Here is a 19,266-nt window from a genome sequence, read left to right as displayed (position 1 = left end):
CCCGACCCCCGGGAACCGGACCCGTGAGCCTCGTCGCCATCGAGCCGAGGCTGCGGTCGGTGCCGAGGCAGTGGTCAGGCCGGCACCCGCCACAGCCAGACGTCCTCCACCCGCTCGGGCGGGCCGAGCAGCGCGGTGGCGGTGCGCCGCAGCGCCTCCTCGTCGACGTCGAACTTCGCGCCGTGCACCCGGTCGGGAAGCACCACCGCCTGGACGCCCCAGTAGCGCAGGTCGGCACGCGACTCGCGGATGCTGCCGTCGGTGATGATCGGCACCAGCCCGGTCCGGCCCGCCTGATCCATCAGCGAGTCGAAGGTGCGCGGCACCGGGCCGATCCGGCCCCGGCCCTCCGGCCCGCCCGGCCCGAGGAAGAACCCGGACGGGATCCGGAACTCACCCTGCCGGTTCGCCAGCGCGTACGCCTGCCAGCGCTGCCCGTCCGGGTAGACGTCAACGGTCAGCGGCAGCGGGGTCAGCACCCCGTCGGGCGGGACGTAGCGCTGCCAGGCGCCGCTGGTGATGAACGCCGGGATCGGTTCGCGGACGCTTGTCAGCAGCGGGGTGGGTACCAGCGGCAGCAGCGCGGCGACGAAGCCCAGCGCCCAGGCGAGCCCGCTCACCCGGCGCCGGGGCGGCCGGGCGCGCAGCGAGTCGATCGCGTACGCCAGCAGCAGGCCGATGACCGGCGCGACCACGAGCGCCAGCCGGGACGGCAACGCCGCGTTGATCACCGGCAGGTTGTCCAGCACCCCGAACGGCAGCGTCTGGTCGAAGCGGCGGCCGTTCCACTTCACCGTCGGCCCCCACGACAGCACCGCGAAGACCACTGCGGTCACGCCGAGGGCGGCCAGCGTGGCCCGGAACGCCCGGTCCGCGCGCCGCCACAGCAGCGCGAAGCAGGCGACGGCGAGCAGGAGCAGCGGTACGCCGAAGAACGAGTTCTCCTCCGTCGGGTTGGGCGCCAGCGAGGTGCCCCATCCGGCCCAGCCGGCCAGCGACCGGCGCGGGTACGACCCGTACGCGGCGATGTCCTCGGAGTGGATCAGCGGGTCGAACCCGGTGCCGTGGAACCGTTGCGGTCCGAGGAAGTGCAGCCAGAGCGGGTACGCCAGCAGCGCCCCCGCGACGAGTGCTGTCACGCCCAGTCCGGCCGCCATCCGGGGCAGCGCGGCGCGTACCTCGGACCGGCGGGCCGGGTGCAGCGCCCACACCGCGAGGAACACGCCGAGCGCCAGCGCGGTGAAGAACAGACCCTCGGCGGCGATCGAGAACGCGACGGCCACCAGCAGCCCGAGCACGATCCCGCCGGTGACCGCCCGGCCCGGCCGGCGCAGCCGGAACACGCCCCAGATCAGCAGCGGCACCAGCCAGCCCGCGGTCCAGTTCAGGTGCGCGTTGGCGTGCGACACCATCGCCGGGCAGAAGGCGATGAACAGCGCGCCCACCCCGGCGGCCAGCCGGCTGCGGACCAGGTGCCGGCTGAGCAGCCAGTACCAGGCCACCGCCGTCGCGGCCAGGTTGAGCGTGAGGATCACCAGGAACGTCGCGGGCGGCCCGATCAGGTACGTCAGCGGCGCGAAGACCGCCGCGTACACGGTGATCGAGGTGTTCACCGCGAGGTTCACCCCGTCCGGAACATTGATCAAGGTGGTGTACAGCGGGTTCTGTCCGTGGGTCAGCGCGTGTCCGCCGAACGCCAGCAGCCACTCGAACAGCGCCTGGTCGCTGGAGTTGACGGTGATCGCGCGGCTGTTCGGATCCCGCCACAGGCCACTCGTCACCCAGAGGGCCAGGGCCAGCGCGGCGAGCGTGACCAGCAGGTCGGCGCGCCGGTCGCGGACGCGTGTCGGCGCCGGGCCGGCGGCCGGGGACGGGGAGGAGGGCACGCAGCGGACGTTACCAACCGGACCTGGGCAGACCGCCCGGACACGGAACTCGCCGCACACTTCGGTGACCGTGAATGTGTGAGCGGCGGCCATTCCGGTGTGACGAAACGCGGCCGTAACGTCTCGGCAACTCGGAGGTGACTCAGTTCACATTCCACGATCGGGAGGTCCCCGTGCCCCGCTCCTCATCCCTCATCGCCCGCGTCGCCGGGGCGGCGGCCGGGGTCGTGCTGGCCGCGGCCACCGCGCTGGTAGCCGCCCTTCCCGCCCAGGCCGCCTCGCTGACCCAGGTCACCGGATTCGGCTCCAACCCCGGCAACCTGGCCATGTACGCGTACCGCCCGGACGGCCTGCCCGCCGGCGCGCCCGCCGTGGTGCTGCTGCACGGCTGCGTGCAGAACGCCTCGACGTACGTCGCCAACTCCGGCTGGCAGAAGTACGCCGACCAGTGGAAGTTCACGCTCATCGCGCCGCAGCAGCCCAGCGCCAACAACGCCAACTCCTGCTTCAACTGGTTCGAGACCGGTGACACCGCGCGCGGCCAGGGCGAGGCGCTGTCGATCAAGCAGATGGTCGACTACGCCAAGACCACCTACGGCACCGACGGCGCCCGGGTGTACGTCAGCGGCCTGTCCGCAGGCGGCGCGATGAGCGCGGCCATGCTCGCCGCCTACCCGGACGTCTTCGCCGGCGGCTCGATCATCGCCGGCATCCCGTACCGCTGCGCCACCAGCACCGTCACCGCGTTCAGCTGCATGAACCCGGGCGTGGACAAGACCCCGGCGCAGTGGGGCGACCTGGTCCGCGGCGCGTACGCCGGATACACCGGGAAGCGCCCGCGGGTGGCGATCTGGCACGGCACCAGTGACACCACGGTGGCGACCGCGAACGCCGCCGAGTCGCGGGACCAGTGGACGAACGTGCTGGGTGTGTCGACCACCCCGACCAGCACGTCCACGTTGCCGGCCGGCACCGGCCTGGAGGTCTACGGCAGCGACCAGGTCCGCCTCTACCGGGTCTCCGGGATGGGCCACGGCACCCCCGTCGACCCGGGTGCGGGCGCGGACCAGTGCGGCACCGCCGGGGCGTACTTCCTGGACACCATCTGTTCGACGTACCGGGACGCGGTCTTCTTCGGGCTCGGCGGTGGCGGCGCCTCGCCGAGCCCGGCCCCGACGGCGACCGCGTCACCCACGCCGACCGCGTCGCCGACCGCGTCGCCCACGCCGACCGGCGCACCGGTCTGCGTCACCGCCAGCAACTACGCGCACGTGGTGGCCGGGCGGGCCTACCAGTCCGGCGGGTACGCCTACGCGCTCGGCAGCGGGCAGCGGATGGGCCTCTACAACACCTTCTACACGAGCACGCTGAAGCAGACCGGGCCCGCGTACTGGGTGATCGGCTGCTGATCGCCCCTGTCGCGCCGCCCTCGCCCGCTCACTCGGTGAGGGCGGCGCGCAACGCGCCCGCCAGGTCCGGGTGCGCCCACGGGAACCCGGCCTTGTCGAGCACGGCGGGCAGCACCCGCGCGCTGGTCAGCGCCTCCTGCGCGAAACCGCCGAGCGCCACCTTCAACGCCACCGCCGGGATCGGCATGATCGCCGGGCGGTGCAGCTGCCGGGCCAGCTCCTTGGTGAACTCGGCGTTGGTGACCGGCGCCGGGCCGACCACGTTCACCGCGCCGGCGATGCCGTCGCGGGCCAGCAGGAACTTCGCGGCGTCGAGCCAGTCCCGCATCGAGATCCACGGCAGCCACTGCCGCCCGTTGCCCAGCTTGCCGCCGACGCCGAGCCGGAACGGCAGCAGCTGCGGCTTGAGCAGGCCGCCGTCGCGGTGCAGCGGCAGTCCGGTCCGCAGGCGCACCACCCGTACGCCCGCGTCCTCGGCCGGGCGGGTCGCGGCCTCCCAGACCCGGCAGACGTCGGCGAGGAATCCCTCACCCGCAGGCGCCTCCTCGGTGACCGTCCGGTCGCCGGTGTTGCCGTACCAGCCGACGGCGGAGGAGTTCAGCAGCACCGCGGGCCGGTCGGCGGCGGGCAGGCCGGCGATCGTGATGGCGAGCGTGGTGGTGCTGTCCACCCGGCTGGTCCGGATCAGCTTCCGGTAATCGTCGTTCCAGCGCTTGTCGCCCACCCCGGCGCCGGCCAGGTTCACCACCGCGTCCGCGTCGGCGACGCACTGCGGGTCCAGCTGCGCGGCGGACGGGTTCCACTGCCGTTCGGTGGGGGTGCGTGGCGGGCGGCGGACCAGGCGGGTGACCTGGTGGCCGTCCGCGGTGAGGCAGTCGACCAGTCGGGTGCCGAGGAAACCGGACGCGCCGGCCATGAGGATCCGCATGCTCACATCTTCGAGTACGCGGCGCGATTCGGATGCGTTGAGCGAAATCACTCACTCGTCACGCCTACCGGTTGCGCGCCGCCCGCGGGCTTCAGCCGGTCGGCCGGTTGACCGGATGCACGGTGACCAGACCGTCGAGCCCGAGGAAGTCGGCGGGGTTCGTGGTGTAGAGAGGAAGCGCGTTGGCATGTGCGACGGAGGCGATCATCAGGTCCGCCACCCGGCGGCGTGTGCCTCGTCCGGCGGCGAGCACCGCCGCTGAGACCAGGCCGAAGGCCCGCGCCGCCTCGGCGTCGAACGGAAGCGGCTCGAAGGTGGCCTCGACGTGCTGCAGGACGCTCATCCGGCGGGCGCGCTCGCGCGGATCGTCGGTGTGATGTGGACCGGCCGAGAGTTCGGCAAGCGTGACCGCGCTGATGACCATCTCGTTGGGCAGTTCCGCCCCGTCGAGTCCGCCCAGATGGATGACGATGTTGGTGTCGATCAGACCGCGGACGGGGAGGTCACCAGTCACGGCTGGGCAGCTCCTGGTCGATCGCGCCGTCGAGGTCGGCCCGGAACCGTGCCTCGTCCAACCGGGGTGCGCTGGCGAAGGCCGCGAGAACCTCGGCTCGCGGTACGAACGTGCGCCGCCGGATCGGGATCAAGCGTCCGATCGGCGTGCCGTTGCGGGTGATGGTGAAGGACTCTCCGCGCTCGACCCCGCGCATGATGGCGCCGGAGTCGTTGCGCAGCTCGCGTTGGGTGATCTCGCGATGAGCGTGCTCGGCCACACCGACAGCCTACCGCCTGTGTGCTACGAAGTGCTACAGGTTGTCGGCGTCGGTGCAGCCGAGCCGGTCAGGCGTCGGCCGGGGCGGTGCGCAGGTCGGCGAGCAGGCGTTCCACCTCGGCGAAAGCCGCCTCCGGCAGCGGCCCGTACGCCAGCGCTCCCAGGTTCTCCTCGGCCTGCGCGACGGTCCGGCAGCCGGGGATCGGCAGCGTCTGCGGGCTGCGGGCGAGCAGCCAGCCCAGCGCGCCCTGGGCGAGCGTGCGGCCGTCGGCGGTCAGCGCCTCACGGACCCGGGCCACCCGCTCGGACCACTCGGCGCGCGGTACGCCGCCGGTGAACCAGTCCAGCCACTCCGGTGCCACGCCGCGCACGTCGTCGTCGCCCCGGGCGATCGGTGCGTCCTGGTACTTCGCGGTGAGCAGGCCCATCGCCAGCGGCCCCCGGTTGAGGCTGGCCAGGTCGAACTCCGCGCACACCGCGAGCATGGCCGCGTTGTCCCGCAGCACCGACTGGTCGTGCTGGATCGCCGCGCAGTGCGGTCCGGCCTCGGCGAAGGCGCGTGCCGAGGCGGGGTCGTCGGTGCTCCAGCCGTACGCCCGGATCTTCCCCTCCGCGACCAGGTCCTCCAGCGTGCCGACGAGGTCCAGCGCCCGCGGCACCGGCAGACCGCCCAGGTGGAGCTGGTAGAGGTCGACGTGGTCGGTGCCGAGCCGGCGCAGCGAACCCTCCAGGCTGCGCCGCGCGTACTCGGGGCCGGCGTCCTCGCCGAGCGCCTGGCGGGTCTCCTCGTCGGTGGGGTAGCCGAACTTGGTCGCGATGACCGCCCGGTCCCGGCGGCCCGCCAGCGCGCGCCCGAGTACCCGCTCGCTGTGCCCCGCGCCGTAGTTGCTGGAGGTGTCGAACAGCGTCGCGCCCAGGTCGAGAGCCCGGTGGACGGTACGCACCGACTCGTCGTCGTCCACCTCGCCCCAGCCGAGCGGTTGGGTGCCGTCCCAGAGCGGGCCGCCGATCGCCCAGCAACCCATGCCGATCGCGCTGACCTCGATGCCGCTGCGGCCCAGCCGTCGTGTCGTCGTCATGCGCCAAGTGTTCACTTTCGAGTGTGCTCGAAGTCCAGCCCTTTTCCCGCCAGCCGGGGCAGGAGCGGGGCGAGCGCGTCGACGGCTCCGGCGCGTACCACGAAGCGGGTGACGCCCCAGCGGCGCCGGTGCCCGGCGACCGCCGAGACGATCTCGTCGGGCGTGCCGGCCAGTACGAACGGGGTGGCCAGCACCTCCGCCGGGGTGAGCCCGGTCTCGGCGGCCGTCCCGGCGGCGGCCGCCTCGGCGTCGTCGGTGACGGCGACGTGCTGGACCAGCGCCTCCAGGGCCGGCGGTGTGTCCCGGCCGGCCGCTCCGGCTGCCACGTGCGCGAGCTGCGCCTCGATCTGGTCGGACCGCCAGCGGACGGTGTGCTGGTGGCCGTCGGGCAGGGTACGGCCGAAGCCGGTCAGGCCGACCACGTCGGCGTGCCTCCCGGCCCAGCGCAGCAGCGTCGAGTTGGACGTGCCCACGGTCAGCGGGATCCGGTCCTGGACCGGGCGGGGTGCCGTGAGGCGGGCGGCGTGCGCGGTCAGCTCCCCGGTGTCCACGGTGACCTCGTCGCCGGCCAGCAGTGCCCGTACCGCCTCGGTCACCGCGACGCAGCGGCGGACCCGGCCGGCGACGTCCGGGCGCTCGCGCCCGACGGCCCGCCACTCGGCCGGCGTGTGGCCCGCGCCGACGCCGAACCGGGCCCGCCCGCCGGAGACCACGTCGAGCGTGGCCACGTCGGCGGCGAGCAGGATCGGTTCCCGGACGCCGGCGTTGGAGACGTACGAGCCGAGGCCCAGCGTGCTGGTCACCGCCGCCGCGGCGGCCAGCGCGACGAACGGCGACGCGCAGTCGCCGGGGTGGTCGGCGGCGAACAGCGCGTCGAAACCGGCCGCCTCGACGGTGCGGGCCAGCTCGGTCCAGCTCGCCGCGTCGGTGGGATGGGCCTGTACGGAGAAGGTCGCCATCGCCTCAGCATCGGCGCGCGCCGGGCCGCAGGCCACCCCGTACGCGCCGATTCTGCCGACGGCCGAACGTCACACCGCGTCGAGGCGGGCCAGGTCGGCGGGGGAGAGGCGCAGCGCGGCGGCGGCGACGTTCTGCTCCAGGTGCGCCGGGTCGCCGGTGCCGGGGATGGCCAGCACGTTCGGGCCCCGGGCCAGCGTCCAGGCCAGCCGGACCTGGGCCGCCGTCACACCGTGCTCCCGGGCCACCGCGAGCACCTCCGGGTGCTCCTCGCCGGTCGCGCCGGCCTCCCGGCCGCTGGTGACGAGGGAGAAGAAGGGCACGAACGCGGTGCCGTGCGCCGCGCAGTCGCGGATCAGCTCGTCGTGCTGACGGCGGTAGCCCAGGCCGTACGAGTTCTGCACGCACACCACCGGGGCGATGGCGCGCGCCTCGGCGACCTGGTGCGGGCGTACGGCGGAGACGCCGAGGTGCCGGATCAGCCCGGCGTCGCGCAGCTCGGCGAGCGCGCCGAAGTGTTCGGACAGCGGCTCCGGCCCGTGCACCCGCAGGTTCACCACGTCCAGGTGGTCGCGGCCGAGCTGACGCAGGTTCTCCTCCACCTGCCCGCGCAGCTGGTCCGGGCGGGCCGCCGGCAGCCACTGCCCGGACGGGTCCTTGCCCGGCCCGACCTTGGTCACGACGACCAGATCCTCCGGGTACGGCCACAGCGCCCGGTTGATCAGCTCGTTGGCCGAGCGCAGCGGCGAGAAGTAGAACGCGGCCGTGTCGATGTGGTTGACGCCCAGCTCGACGGCGCGGCGCAGTACGGCGACGGCTCGGTCCCTGTCGCTCGGGCTGCCGTCGGCGTTCGCGGTCAGCCGCATCGCGCCCAGGCCCATCCGGTTGACGGTCAGGTCGCCGAGCTGCCAGGTGCCGGCGGCGCCGGCGTGCACGGTGTCGATGGTCATGTGGTCCCCGTATCCCTCGTCTGCGGCCCCACTGCGGGGCCGACAGGTACCACGGGGGCGACGGGCAGCCGGTTCACTCGCCTTCGTCGCGGTCCTCGGGCTTCTCGAGCCAGCGGGCCCGCCAGGCCGCCTCGTGCGCCTCGTGGCTGGCGCGTTCCTCGAAGACCAGCTTGCGCAGCGCCTGCCGGCCCTCGGCGAAGACGACCACCTCGACGGCCACCATACCCACGGTGACGGCGGTCAGCATGCCCAGCGCGGCCAGCCCCGGCACGCGTTCCGCGACCGGGATGAGCAAGCCCAGCAGCAGTGCCGCGCCGACCCGGGTCCAGCTCAGCGTGCGCAGGGTACGCAGCTGGAACAGCATGTTGCCGCAGAGGTAGCAGATGACGCCGCCGTACAGCAGCGGTACGCCGGGACCGTGTGCCGGCTCGCTCGGCGGCACGTTCGGGTCGGCGATGCCGTGCACGATCGTCTCGGCGCCGAGCGCGAACAGGATGATGCCCGTGATCATCGGCAGGAACAGGTACGCGTACGCATCCCGGGCCATGGCCACCCGGGGGCCGTCCTGCGCGACGTGCAGGGCGATCCGGGCGGCCGGCCCGACCATGTCGTAGTGCGCCCACCAGAGCGCGGCGGTGAAGAAGATGCCGAGTACCGCCGCGGCCACGGCCGGCCAGGTGGGCGGCTGGCCGAGCAGGTTGCTGCCGACGCCGACCGAGATCACGGACTCGCCCAGCGCGATGATCAGGATGAGGTCGTACCGCTCGGTCCAGTGTTCGGCCGACGCGACGCCCCAGCCCCACGTGCCGGCGATCAGGCCGCTGCCGTACTGGAGCAGGACGACCCCGCCCCACAGCACGTCGCGGAGCACCGCCGCGGAGAACAGGTCGTCGATCCTCGGCGGCAGTAGCGCGGCGACCAGCAGCAGCGCGGTGCTGCCGATCAGTTCCGGGGCGAACCGGAGGAGTTGCCGACGCTCGTTCGGGCTGTCCCGGACCGCGTGCCGGTACAGCAGCAGGTGGATCAACCGCAGGACGGTGTAGCTGAGCGCCGCGACCATCGGCCCGGCCGCGTTGCCGGTGGGGTCCCGGAACGCCTGCGGCAGGGACAGCGCGAACGTGAACAGCGCGGCCATGCCGACGGTCATGAGCACCGGGACGAAGCCCTCGCCGAGGCGTACCCGGGTGGCGACCACACTGTGCACCACCCACGACCACCACAGCACGGCGAGGACCAGCAGCGCGTGCAGCAGCGCCCCGCCGGTCACCTGGAGGGCGGTGGCCCGGGTGATGATGAAGAACGAGAAGACGAAGACCAGGTCGAAGAAGATCTCGAACCGGTCGACCCGGGCGCCCGGGGCCACCGGCACCGCCGGCCCCAGGCGTCCCCGCCACCCGTACGAGCCCACCGGCCGAGTCTGTCAGCGCAGGTCGGGCCGGGTGGCCGATTCGGTCAGCCCGGCCGGTGGCGCAGGCCGTCCATCAGCAGGTCGAGCAGGCGTCCGGCCTGGGCGCGCTGGTCCGGCTCGCCCGCCACCAGGGAGACCCCGCTGAGGCTGGCGAGCACGTCGGCGGCGGCCACGTCGGCGCGCAGGACGCCGGCCGCCGCGCCGGCCGCGAGCAGTTCGCCGAGCGCGGCGAGTAGCCGGTCGCGGCTCTGCGCGTACGGGTTGGCGCCGGAGGCGATCACCAGCCGCAGCGCGTCGGCCATGCCCCGCTTGGTGGCGAGGTAGTCGACGAACCGGTCCATCCAGGCGCGCAGCGCCGCGTCGGCGGGCTGGGCCGCGATCAGCGCCGGGGCGGCGTCGCAGAGCTTCTCCAGCTCGTTGCGGTACGCGGCCTCGATCAGCGCCTCCCGGCTCGGGAAGTGGCGGTAGAGCGTGCCGATGCCGACGCCGGCCTCCTTGGCGACCCGGTCCAGCGTCACCTCCGGGCCGTCCTGGGAAAACGCCTGGACCGCGGCGTCGAGCAGCCGCTGCCGGTTGCGCAGCGCGTCCGCGCGCAGCTGTCGGTCGGGCACGGGCCCTCCTCCCTCGACCGGGTCCCCGGCCCCGCACGATGGTAACCGGAGTGCCCTCCGGTTATGCTGGCGAAGTAACGGAGGATCCTCCGCTTCTCATCGTAGCGGGCGGACATCGGTCCGCGTCGCCGTCGACAAGGATGGACCATGACCAGCTCGACACCCGTCACCACCCCGTTCTCCGCCGAGACCACAGCCCTGGAGGTGGTCCGCGACCTGGACCTCACCGGCCGGCGGGCCGTCGTCACCGGCGGCGCCTCCGGGATCGGCGTGGAGACCGCCCGGGCGCTCGCCGCCGCCGGAGCGGACCTCACACTCGCCGTCCGCAACACCGACGCCGGGCAGCGCGCCGCCGACGACATCACCGGCACCACCGGCAACGACCGGATCCTGGTCGCGCCGCTCGACCTCGCCGACCTCGCCTCGGTGGCCTCGTTCGTCCGCACCTGGGACGGGCCGCTGCACATGCTCGTGAACAACGCCGGGATCATGGCCTCGCCCGAGATGCGCACCGAACAGGGCTGGGAGATGCAGTTCGCCACAAACCACCTCGGGCACTTCGCGCTCGCCGCCGGGCTGCGCCCGGCGCTCGCCGCGGCCGACGGCGCGCGGATCGTCTCGGTCAGCTCGGCGGCGCACCTGCGCTCACCGGTGGTGTTCTCCGACATCCACTTCCGGCAGCGGCCGTACGACCCGTGGCTGGCGTACGGGCAGTCCAAGACCGCGAACGTGCTCTTCGCGGTGGAGGCGACCCGCCGCTGGGCGGACGACGGCATCTACACCAACGCGCTGATGCCCGGCGCGATCCGGACCAACCTGCAGCGCTACATCACCGAGGAGGAGCTGGCCCGGATGCGCGCCCAGAGCGGCGGCGGCGCGGCCACCTTCAAGACCCCCGAGCAGGGCGCGGCGACCTCGGTGCTGGTCGCCGCCTCGCCGCTGCTCGACGGCGTCGGCGGCCGGTACTTCGAGGACTGCCAGGAGGCCGGGCCGAACCAGCCGGGCACTCGCACCGGCTGGGCCGGGTACGCCCGGGACCCGGAGGCCGCCGAGCAGCTCTGGACCGTCTCCGAGGCGCACCTGCGCGGCTGAACCCGAGGAAACGAGGAAGGGGGCGCGCGGCATGTCGCCGCGCGCCCCCTCGCCGTACGGGATCTACAGACCCAGCTCGGCCTCGAAGTTGCCGCCCTCCAGCCGCTCCTTCACCGCGGTGAGGAAGCGGGCCGCGTCGGCGCCGTCGATCAGCCGGTGGTCGTACGACAGAGCCAGGTAGACCATCGAGCGGATCGCCACGACCTCGCCCAGCTCCGCGTCGTTCACCACGACCGGACGCTTCACCACGGCACCCGTGCCGAGCATCGCCGACTGCGGCGACGGCACGATCGGGGTGTCGAACAGCGCGCCCCGGCTGCCGGTGTTGGTGAGCGTGAACGTCGCCCCGGCCATCTCGTCCGGGGTGATCTTGTTGGCCCGGGTGCGCTCGGCCAGGTCGGCGATCCGCTTGGCCAGGCCACCCATGTTCAGGTCACCGGCGTTGTGGATGACCGGCGTGAGCAGCCCGCGCTCGGTGTCCACCGCGATGCCCAGGTGCTCGGCGCCCGGGTAGGTGATCGTCCCGCCGTCCAGGTCCATGCTGGCCTGGATGATCGGGTACGTCTGGAGCGCCTCGATCGCGGCCACCGCGAAGAACGGCAGGAAGGACAGCTTCACGCCGTGCTTGGCCTGGAACGAGTCCTTGGCCCGGGCCCGCAGCTTGGCGACCTTGGTGACGTCGACCTCGACGACGGTGGTCAGCTGCGCCGTCTCGTGCAGCGACTGCTGGAGACGCTTGGCGATGATCGAGCGGATCCGCGGCAGCTTCTCCGTGGTGCCCCGCTTGGCGCTCGGCTCCGGCTTGGCGGCCGGCTTGGCCGGGGCCGGTGCGGACGGGGCAGCGGCGGCGACCGGCGCGGGCTTGGCGGCCTTCGCCTTCTCGGCCGCCTCCAGCACGTCCTGCTTACGGATGCGGCCACCCACGCCGGTGCCCTTGATCGAACCCAGGTCCACGCCGTGCTCGGCGGCGAGCTTGCGCACCAGCGGCGTCACGTACCCGGCGGCGTCCTCGCCGTACTCGGCCGGAACGCTCGGGCGCTGCGCGGCGGCCGGCGCGGCCGGCTGGGCCGCCTGCTCGGCCTTGGCCGGCTGCGCGGCCTGCTCCGCCTCGGCGGCCGGCTCGTTGTAGGACGCGCCCGGCGTGGGCTCCTCGACCTCGGGCTCCGGCTTCGGCTCGGGCTTGGGCTCGGGCTTCGCCTCGGCCTTGGGCTCCGGCTTGGGCTCGGGCTTCGGCTCGGCCTTCGCGGGCGCGGCGCCGGCCACCCCGACGATCGCCAGCACGGCGCCGACGTCGGCGGTCTCGTCCTCGGCGACCTTGATCTCCTGCAGCGTGCCGGCGACCGGCGACGGAATCTCGGTGTCGACCTTGTCGGTGGAGACCTCCAGCAGCGGCTCGTCCACCTCGACGGTCTCGCCGACCTGCTTGAGCCAGCGGGTGACAGTACCCTCGGTGACGCTCTCACCCAGGGCCGGCATGGTCACCGGCGTGCCCTCGCCCGACGGCGCGGCGGGCTCGGCCGGCTCCTCGACGGCCGGCTGCTCGGCCTCGGCGCCCGGCGCGGCGGCGGCCTGCTCGGCCTCCTGCTCCGGCTCGGGGCCGGTGCCCTCGGCGGCGGCCGTCGGCTCGGTGGCCGGCTCGGCCTTCTCCGTGGGAGCCGCGCCCGCGTCCTCGCCCTCGCCGGCGATGACCGCCAGCTCGCTGCCGACCTCGGCGGTCTCGTCCTCGCCGACCACGATCCGGCTCAGCACGCCCGCCGCGGGGGACGGGATCTCGGTGTCGACCTTGTCGGTCGACACCTCGAGCAGGGGCTCGTCGACCTCGACGGTGTCACCCTCCTGCTTGAGCCAGCGCGTGACGGTGCCCTCGGTGACGCTCTCGCCGAGCCGGGGCATGGTGACCGATACCGGCATGTTCTCCAGACTCCTTCATTCCCCTGGTGGGATCATCGCCCGTCGCCGGACGCCGCGGTTGTCGTGTCAGGCGTGCGCGTGCAGCGGCTTGCCGGCCAGGGCCAGGTGCGCCTCGCCCAGAGCCTCGTTCTGCGTCGGGTGGGCGTGCACGAGCTGCGCCACCTCGGCCGGGTACGCCTCCCAGTTGTAGATGAGCTGCGCCTCGCCGATCAGCTCACCGACCCGGGCGCCGACCATGTGCACGCCGACCACCGGGCCGTCGTCCACCCGGACCAGCTTCACGTGGCCGGCGGTCTTGAGGATCTGGCTCTTGCCGTTGCCGCCCAGGTTGTAGTTGTAGGTCTTGATCTTGTCGGCGCCGTACTGCTCCTTGGCCTTCGCCTCGGTCAGGCCGACCGACGCCAGCTCCGGGTCGCAGTAGGTGACGCGCGGGATGCCGGCCTCGTCGATCACGGCCGGGTTCTTCCCGGCGATCTCCTCGGCGACGAAGATGCCCTGCTGGAAGCCACGGTGCGCGAGCTGCAGGCCGGGCACGATGTCGCCGACCGCGTAGACGTTCGGCACGCTGGTGCGCAGCCGCTCGTCGGTCAGCACGTAGCCGCGGTCCATCTTGACGCCCTGCTCCTCGTAGCCGAGGCCGGCGGTGTTCGGGCCGCGGCCCACGGCGACCAGCAGCAGCTCGGCCTCGACCGTGTCGCCGCCCTGAATGGTCAGCTTCACGCCCTTGTCGGTCTTCTCGACCTTCTCGAACGGCTTGCCGACCTTGAAGTTGATCTTCCGCTTGCGGAACGCCCGCTCCAGCGCCTTCGACGACTCCTCGTCCTCGGCGGCGACCAGGCGAGGCAGCGCCTCGACGATGGTCACGTCCACGCCGAAGGACTTCCAGACGCTGGCGAACTCGACGCCGATCACGCCGCCGCCGAGGACGATCGCCGACGACGGGACGCGGTCCAGGGTCAGGGCGTGGTCGCTGGTGATGATCCGCTCACCGTCGACGTCCAGGCCGGGCAGGCTCTTCGCGTACGAGCCGGAGGCCAGCACGACGTTGCGGCCGGTGTAGCGCTTGCCGTCCACCTCGACGACGTTCTTGCCGACCAGCTTGCCCGCGCCGGCCACGAAGGTGATCTTCTTGCTGCTGCCCACCAGGCCCTGGAGACCCTTGTACAGGCGGGAGATCACGCCGTCCTTGTACGAGTTGACGGCCTTCATGTCGATGCCGACCAGCTCGGCCTTCACACCGAACTGCTCGGACTCGCGGGTCTGGTCGGCGATCTCGGCGGCGTGCAGCAGCGCCTTGGTCGGGATGCACCCGTTGTGCAGGCAGGTCCCGCCCAGCTTGCTCTTCTCGATGAGGGCGACGGAGAGGTCCAGCTGGGCGGCACGCAGCGCCGCCGCGTAGCCGCCGCTACCACCTCCGAGGATGACGATGTCGAAGGTCGTGTCGTTCGGCTCGCTCACATCCAACTCCCAGGTCGCGTCACTGCATCGGGGGTTACGGCGGAGTAACAGGCACACCCCACCTCGGTCATCTTGTCACCACCACGGACCGAGCGCGTACCGAGGTGCCCAACGACACGTCGGTGACACGTACCCTTGGCACCGTCTTCGATGACGGCTTGGGGGAGGAGTGGATTCGGTGGGGCTGTTCCGACGACGCAAGCGGGCGGCCCCGGCGAGCCGCGACCGCGCCGCCGACCGCGCCGATCTGGACCATCTGGAGAACTTCGTCCGGACCCGCAAGGGCGTCGAGGCGTACATCGAGCCCCGTACGACTGTCACCGAGACCACGATCATGCTGATCGCCGACGACGGCGAGTGGACCCGGCGGCGTGTCGGCGGGCCGGACGAGGCCCGCCGCTGGGCGCACCGGATCGCCATCCCGATCTACGACGTGCGGCTGATGGGCTATCCGCAGCGCATGCGCGACTACAACGAGCGCCGCAAGCGCCGCCCCGAGCTGTTCTGAGCTGTCTGCGCGCGGGTGTTAAAAAGGGCCCCTTCTGCAACGCCAGGCGTTAAGAAGGGGCCCTTCCTTGCACGTCAGCCGTTGGTGGCGACGTCCTCGACCAGGTGCACGAGCGTACGCACCGGCACGCCGGTGCCGCCCTTGGTCCAGTAGCCGGTCGCCTCGCCCGAGTGGTAGCCCGGACCGGCGATGTCGATGTGCGCCCACGCCACGTCGTCGGTGACGAACTCACGCAGGAACACGCCGCCCTGCAGCATGTGCCCGGCCCGGTCCATCCCGGCGTTGACCTGCGAGATGTCCGCGACGTCCGACTCCATGCCCTTGCGCACGTCGTCCGGCAGCGGCATCGGCCAGGCCGGCTCACCGGTCGCGTCACCTGCCACCCGCACCCGCTCGCACAGCTCCGGGGTGCCCATCACACCGGCGATCCGCTTGCCCAGCGCGATCACCTGTCCGCCGGTCAGCGTGGAGGTCTCGAACAGGTAGTCCGCGCCGTCCGCGCAGGCCCGCGCCATCGCGTCGGCCAGCACCATCCGGCCCTCGGCGTCGGTGTTGAGCACCTCCACCTTCTTGCCGTTGAACATGCTGATCACGTCGCCCGGCCGGTAGCTGGTGCCCGACGGCATGTTCTCCGCCATCGGCAGGTAGCCGGTGACGGTGACCGACGGCTTGAGCGCCGCGACCGCCAGCATGGCGGCGCCGACCGCCGCCGCGCCGGCCATGTCCGACTTCATCTCCCACATGCCCTGCGCCGGCTTGATCGAGATGCCGCCGGTGTCGAACGTGATGCCCTTGCCGACAAGCGCGACCCGCTTGCCGTTGCCGCCGGCCTCGGGCGTGTAGGTGAGCTTCACCAGCCGCGGCGGGGCCTCGGAGCCCTGGCCGACGGCGAGGATGCCGCCGTAGCCGCCGGCCTTCAGCGCCGCCTCGTCCAGCACCTCGACCTCCAGCCCCGCCTCGCGGGCGGCGGCGGAGACGACGTCGGCGAACGCCGGGGGACGCAGCTCGTTCGGCGCGGTGTTGACCCAGTCCCGGCTGGTCCGCACCGCGCCGGCCACGGCCTGCGCCCGCGCGATCTCGGCCTGGGCGGTCGCGTCGGCCGCGTCCGGCACCGCCACCAGCACCTCGGCCACCGGCTCACGCCGGGCCGGCTGCGGCTTGGTCTTGTAGCCGGCGAACCGGTAGCCGCCCAGCAGCGCGCCCTCGGCGACCGCGCGCAGCGCGGCCGGGGCGTCGGCGTCGTCGGGCAGCGGCAGGGCCAGCGCGACGCGCGGGGCGCCGGCCAGCGCCCGCACCGCGGCACCGGCGGCCCGGCGCAGCGACTCCGGGGCCGGAGCGGCGCCCGAGGGCTCCGGGCCGAGACCGACGGCCACGACCAGCGGCGCGGTCACGGTGCCCAGCGTGGCCAGCTTGATCACCTCGCCCGGGCCACCTGTCGCGCCGAGCAGGGCCAGCGTCTCGGTCAGCTTTCCGTCGAACGCGGCGGCGATGCTCTCCCCGCCGGTGGCCAGCAGCAGGGCGTGGGCGGATGCGCCGCTGCCCGGCTCGGTGGTCTGGCTGTGCACGCCGATCACGATCGCGTCGACGGCGAGTTCGGCGGGGTCGGTGTCGACCAGGCTGAGGGTGGTGCGGGGCGATGTCACGAAAGCTACTCCGGGCGGGCCGGGCCGGCCGCGTAGTCGCGTACCGGCGATGAAGGTGTCTCCGGCGGCAACCTACCCGCCGGGGGGCGTGGCTGTCCCGCCGATGCGTGCCGACGGGATCCCGCCGATGCTAACCACAGCGGTCCGGGCCGGTAAGTTGCCACCCATGACCGAGGTGACCTCCGACGCCGCCGAGACCCGGCTGCGCCGCTCCCCGCTGCACGAGCGGCACACCGCGCTCGGCGCGAAGTTCGCCCCCTTCGGGGGCTGGCAGATGCCGCTGGAGTACGCCGGTGGCGGCGTGCTCAAGGAGCACACGGCCGTCCGCGAGGGCGTCGGCGTGTTCGACGTCTCGCACCTGGGCAAGATCCGGGTCACCGGGCCGGGCGCGGCGGACTTCGTCAACGCCTGCCTCACCAACGACCTCGGCCGGATCGCCCCCGGCCAGGCGCAGTACACGCTCTGCTGCGACGACGCCACCGGCGGCGTGGTGGACGACATCATCGCCTACCTGCACGCCGACGACCACGTCTTCCTGATCCCCAACGCCGCGAACACCGCCGAGGTGGCCCGCCGGCTGCGCGCCGCCGCGCCGGCCGGCGTCACCGTCACCGACGAGCACGAGGCGTACGCGGTGCTCGCCGTCCAGGGACCGCGCTCGGCGGACCTGCTGGGCGCGCTCGGCCTGCCCACCGGCCACGACTACATGAGCTTCTCCACCGCCACGCTCGACGGGGTGGAGCTGACCGTGTGCCGCACCGGCTACACCGGCGAGCTGGGCTACGAGTTGGTAGTACCGGCCGAGCACGCGGTCGCCGTCTGGGACGCGCTCTTCGCCGCGGCAGGCGACGTACGCGCCTGCGGCCTGGCCGCCCGGGACACGCTGCGCACCGAGATGGGCTACCCGCTGCACGGGCAGGACCTGTCCCCGGAGATCACCCCGGTGCAGGGCCGCTCCGGCTGGGCGGTGGGCTGGGACAAGCCGGCGTTCTGGGGCCGGGACGCGCTGCGCGCCGAGAAGGCCGCCGGCCCGGCCCGTACGCTGCGCGGCCTCACCGCCGTCGACCGGGCCATCCCGCGCCCCGGCATGGCCGTGTACGCGGGCGACCGCCAGGTCGGCACCGTCACCAGCGGCACGTTCAGCCCGACGCTCAAGCACGGCGTCGCGCTGGCGCTCGTCGACACCGACCCGAAGCTGGCCGACGGCGACGAGCTGGAGGTGGACATCCGGGGCCGCCGCGCCCGGATGCGCCTGACCCGGCCGCCGTTCGTCAAGCCCTCGGTGCGCTGAGCCCGGAGGCGGACCCGCCCTCGGTGCGCTGAGCCGCGCGGGTCAGTGCTCGCCGCGCTCCCCGGCGTCGAGCACTGCCTGCGTCCAGCCGCCCTCCAGCACGCCGGTGCCGTCCAGCACGGCCCAGTCGACGACGTCCGACGCCTCCACCACCACCGGCGAGCCGATCCGCACGCTCGGGTCGGTGTTGGCGTCGCTGGCGCTGGCGCCGACGATCCGTTCCGGGGTGTCCCACGAGGTCACCCCGGCCCAGACGTACTCGGGGCCGTCGTCGCCGGGCAGGCCGTACTTGACCACGAGCTGGCTCTCCTCGGGCAGCCGCCCGGCCAGGAACCGGGCCCGGATGTCGCCGAGCGCCTCCCGGGCGGTCTCCACCGCGCGGCTCATCGCGTCGCCGGTGCGGGTGTAGCGCACGTCCGGCTGGATGCCGTTGAACAGCGTGGCGCAGGCGGCGGCGAAGTAGCGGCCGGGCGGACCCGGATGCCCGGGCGGCGGGTTCAGGCTCAGGAACGAGTCGGCGTCCGGGTCGGTGGCCGGGTCCAGCTCCAGCCGCAGCAGCACCGGTGCGGTCGCGCCGTGCTGTTCCGGATTGCCGTACGCCACGGCGATGTCGTGCCCGGTCACCGTGGCCAGCACCGGCAGCTGCACGAACGCCGGCACCTCCTCGCCGGTGAGCCCGTCGGTCCAGTCCCGCAGCAGCCGCCGGGCCGCGCCGGTCATCACCGCGCCCCATGCCCGGGTCAGGTGGTCCGGTACGCCCTGGGCCTGCAACTCCAGCAGCCCGAACCGGCGCAGCCCCTTCGTGGTGAACCAGAGCCCGTCGGAGTCCGAGGAGTAGGGCACCAGCACCCAGTCGACGAGCCGGATCCGGCCCTGCTCGTCGGGCAGCGAGCGCAGCGCCGCCGCCGGGTCGAGGAACTGCAGCCCGAAGACGTCCACCACGTCCCCGCCGACCGTCTCGGCGACCGCGGCGGCCACCGCGCGGGCGGCCCACTCGTGCGCGGGCGGCCAGCCCGGCCGGTACTCGGCCTGCACCACCACGAGGTGGGTGGCGGCGGCCAGCCGGGCCAGCTGCTCCTCGGTGGCGCCGAACGCGGTGAGCAGGTCCGGCGGCAGCTCGGGGAACTCGTCGACGGTACGGGTGTCCACCGTCATCAGCGGGCTGTCGAGCATCTGCCGGGCCAGCCCGTGGACCGGTTCGGCGAGCCGGCCGGCCAGCCCTTCCACGGCTGTCTTCGGGCTCACCTTGGGCAGCCCGGTGATCGGTACCAGGTACGTCGCGTCGAGCGACTCGGGCACCGGTACCGGCAGGAAGTCGTCCGTGATGAGCATGCCGTCCCCCTCGACCGCGCCGGTGCACTCG

At 73.3% G+C, this 19,266-nt stretch carries 17 protein-coding genes; 4 read left to right on the top strand and 13 right to left on the bottom strand.

Annotated features, from left to right (window positions below):
• Positions 1-74: 74 nt before the first annotated feature.
• A complete protein-coding gene (locus tag SM452_RS17030; protein ID WP_463840250.1) occupies positions 75-1,886 on the bottom strand; it encodes a DUF6311 domain-containing protein in 1,812 nt (603 codons plus the stop codon).
• Positions 1,887-2,059: 173 nt separating this feature from the next.
• Here SM452_RS17030 and SM452_RS17025 point away from each other — a divergent pair, with 173 nt between their 5' ends.
• Positions 2,060-3,295: an extracellular catalytic domain type 1 short-chain-length polyhydroxyalkanoate depolymerase gene (locus SM452_RS17025; protein WP_463840249.1), complete on the top strand. Its 1,236-nt coding sequence runs from the start codon at positions 2,060-2,062 to the stop codon at positions 3,293-3,295.
• A 28-nt stretch (positions 3,296-3,323) separates the two neighbouring features.
• Here the strand turns inward: SM452_RS17025 and SM452_RS17020 are convergent, their stop codons facing one another.
• The 8 genes from SM452_RS17020 to SM452_RS16985 form a co-directional block, all read right to left on the bottom strand.
• On the bottom strand, positions 3,324-4,223 hold the full coding sequence (locus SM452_RS17020; protein ID WP_357210458.1) for a TIGR01777 family oxidoreductase: 900 nt from the start codon (positions 4,221-4,223) through the stop codon (positions 3,324-3,326).
• 91 nt (positions 4,224-4,314) lie between these two features.
• A complete protein-coding gene (locus SM452_RS17015) occupies positions 4,315-4,737 on the bottom strand; it encodes a PIN domain-containing protein (protein ID WP_463840248.1) in 423 nt (140 codons plus the stop codon).
• Positions 4,727-4,996, bottom strand: coding sequence for a type II toxin-antitoxin system Phd/YefM family antitoxin (locus SM452_RS17010; RefSeq protein ID WP_366625473.1), 270 nt, complete (start codon positions 4,994-4,996; stop codon positions 4,727-4,729). The genes SM452_RS17015 and SM452_RS17010 overlap by 11 nt, the downstream gene beginning before the upstream one ends.
• A 67-nt stretch (positions 4,997-5,063) precedes the next feature.
• Complete coding sequence (locus SM452_RS17005) at positions 5,064-6,074, bottom strand: aldo/keto reductase (RefSeq protein ID WP_463840247.1); 1,011 nt, start codon at positions 6,072-6,074, stop codon at positions 5,064-5,066.
• A gap of 11 nt (positions 6,075-6,085) precedes the next feature.
• Positions 6,086-7,033 (bottom strand): LLM class flavin-dependent oxidoreductase, encoded by a 948-nt coding sequence (locus SM452_RS17000; RefSeq protein WP_355514377.1) that lies wholly within the window; start codon positions 7,031-7,033, stop codon positions 6,086-6,088.
• 69 nt (positions 7,034-7,102) lie between these two features.
• Complete coding sequence (locus tag SM452_RS16995) at positions 7,103-7,981, bottom strand: oxidoreductase (protein ID WP_355514380.1); 879 nt, start codon at positions 7,979-7,981, stop codon at positions 7,103-7,105.
• A 73-nt stretch (positions 7,982-8,054) separates the two neighbouring features.
• On the bottom strand, positions 8,055-9,389 hold the full coding sequence (locus tag SM452_RS16990) for a low temperature requirement protein A (protein WP_463840246.1): 1,335 nt from the start codon (positions 9,387-9,389) through the stop codon (positions 8,055-8,057).
• Between the two features lie 44 nt (positions 9,390-9,433).
• Entirely contained in the window at positions 9,434-10,000 is a 567-nt protein-coding gene (locus SM452_RS16985; RefSeq protein WP_355514385.1) for a TetR/AcrR family transcriptional regulator, read from the bottom strand.
• Between the two features lie 147 nt (positions 10,001-10,147).
• On the opposite strand from SM452_RS16985, the gene SM452_RS16980 reads away from it, so the two are divergent.
• Positions 10,148-11,092: an SDR family NAD(P)-dependent oxidoreductase gene (locus SM452_RS16980; protein WP_463840245.1), complete on the top strand. Its 945-nt coding sequence runs from the start codon at positions 10,148-10,150 to the stop codon at positions 11,090-11,092.
• Between the two features lie 63 nt (positions 11,093-11,155).
• On the opposite strand, the gene sucB is transcribed toward SM452_RS16980, so the two are convergent.
• Both sucB and lpdA read right to left on the bottom strand, forming a co-directional pair.
• On the bottom strand, positions 11,156-13,003 hold the full coding sequence (sucB, locus tag SM452_RS16975) for a 2-oxoglutarate dehydrogenase, E2 component, dihydrolipoamide succinyltransferase (protein ID WP_463840244.1): 1,848 nt from the start codon (positions 13,001-13,003) through the stop codon (positions 11,156-11,158).
• 66 nt (positions 13,004-13,069) lie between these two features.
• Entirely contained in the window at positions 13,070-14,461 is a 1,392-nt protein-coding gene (lpdA, locus tag SM452_RS16970) for a dihydrolipoyl dehydrogenase (protein ID WP_269697387.1), read from the bottom strand.
• 178 nt (positions 14,462-14,639) lie between these two features.
• On the opposite strand from lpdA, the gene SM452_RS16965 reads away from it, so the two are divergent.
• On the top strand, positions 14,640-14,969 hold the full coding sequence (locus SM452_RS16965) for a hypothetical protein (RefSeq protein WP_013287729.1): 330 nt from the start codon (positions 14,640-14,642) through the stop codon (positions 14,967-14,969).
• Positions 14,970-15,043: 74 nt separating this feature from the next.
• On the opposite strand, the gene SM452_RS16960 is transcribed toward SM452_RS16965, so the two are convergent.
• Positions 15,044-16,612 carry a leucyl aminopeptidase gene (locus SM452_RS16960; protein ID WP_463840243.1) on the bottom strand — a complete coding sequence of 523 codons (1,569 nt, stop codon included), beginning with the start codon at positions 16,610-16,612 and terminating at the stop codon, positions 15,044-15,046.
• 166 nt (positions 16,613-16,778) lie between these two features.
• Between SM452_RS16960 and gcvT the strand changes: the two genes are divergently transcribed.
• Positions 16,779-17,903 (top strand): glycine cleavage system aminomethyltransferase GcvT, encoded by a 1,125-nt coding sequence (gene gcvT / locus SM452_RS16955; protein WP_269697386.1) that lies wholly within the window; start codon positions 16,779-16,781, stop codon positions 17,901-17,903.
• A 42-nt stretch (positions 17,904-17,945) separates the two neighbouring features.
• Here the strand turns inward: gcvT and SM452_RS16950 are convergent, their stop codons facing one another.
• Entirely contained in the window at positions 17,946-19,235 is a 1,290-nt protein-coding gene (locus tag SM452_RS16950) for a DUF2314 domain-containing protein (protein WP_355514634.1), read from the bottom strand.
• Positions 19,236-19,266: the final 31 nt, after the last annotated feature.

Source organism: Micromonospora sp. SYSU B005 (genome assembly GCF_055362685.1).
The sequence above is the reverse complement of the archived record's forward strand: the minus strand, read 5'-3'. Positions and strand labels throughout refer to the sequence as shown.

What these genes read in the sequence shown, in the direction of transcription:
- gcvT (WP_269697386.1), top strand. Translation starts at nt 16,779, where the DNA reads ATGACCGAGGTGACCTCCGACGCCGCCGAGACCCGGCTGCGCCGCTCC.
- SM452_RS16950 (WP_355514634.1), bottom strand. Translation starts at nt 19,235, where the DNA reads ATGCTCATCACGGACGACTTCCTGCCGGTACCGGTGCCCGAGTCGCTC.
- SM452_RS16995 (WP_355514380.1), bottom strand. Translation starts at nt 7,981, where the DNA reads ATGACCATCGACACCGTGCACGCCGGCGCCGCCGGCACCTGGCAGCTC.
- SM452_RS17000 (WP_355514377.1), bottom strand. Translation starts at nt 7,033, where the DNA reads ATGGCGACCTTCTCCGTACAGGCCCATCCCACCGACGCGGCGAGCTGG.
- SM452_RS17020 (WP_357210458.1), bottom strand. Translation starts at nt 4,223, where the DNA reads ATGCGGATCCTCATGGCCGGCGCGTCCGGTTTCCTCGGCACCCGACTG.
- SM452_RS17005 (WP_463840247.1), bottom strand. Translation starts at nt 6,074, where the DNA reads ATGACGACGACACGACGGCTGGGCCGCAGCGGCATCGAGGTCAGCGCG.
- SM452_RS16980 (WP_463840245.1), top strand. Translation starts at nt 10,148, where the DNA reads ATGACCAGCTCGACACCCGTCACCACCCCGTTCTCCGCCGAGACCACA.
- sucB (WP_463840244.1), bottom strand. Translation starts at nt 13,003, where the DNA reads ATGCCGGTATCGGTCACCATGCCCCGGCTCGGCGAGAGCGTCACCGAG.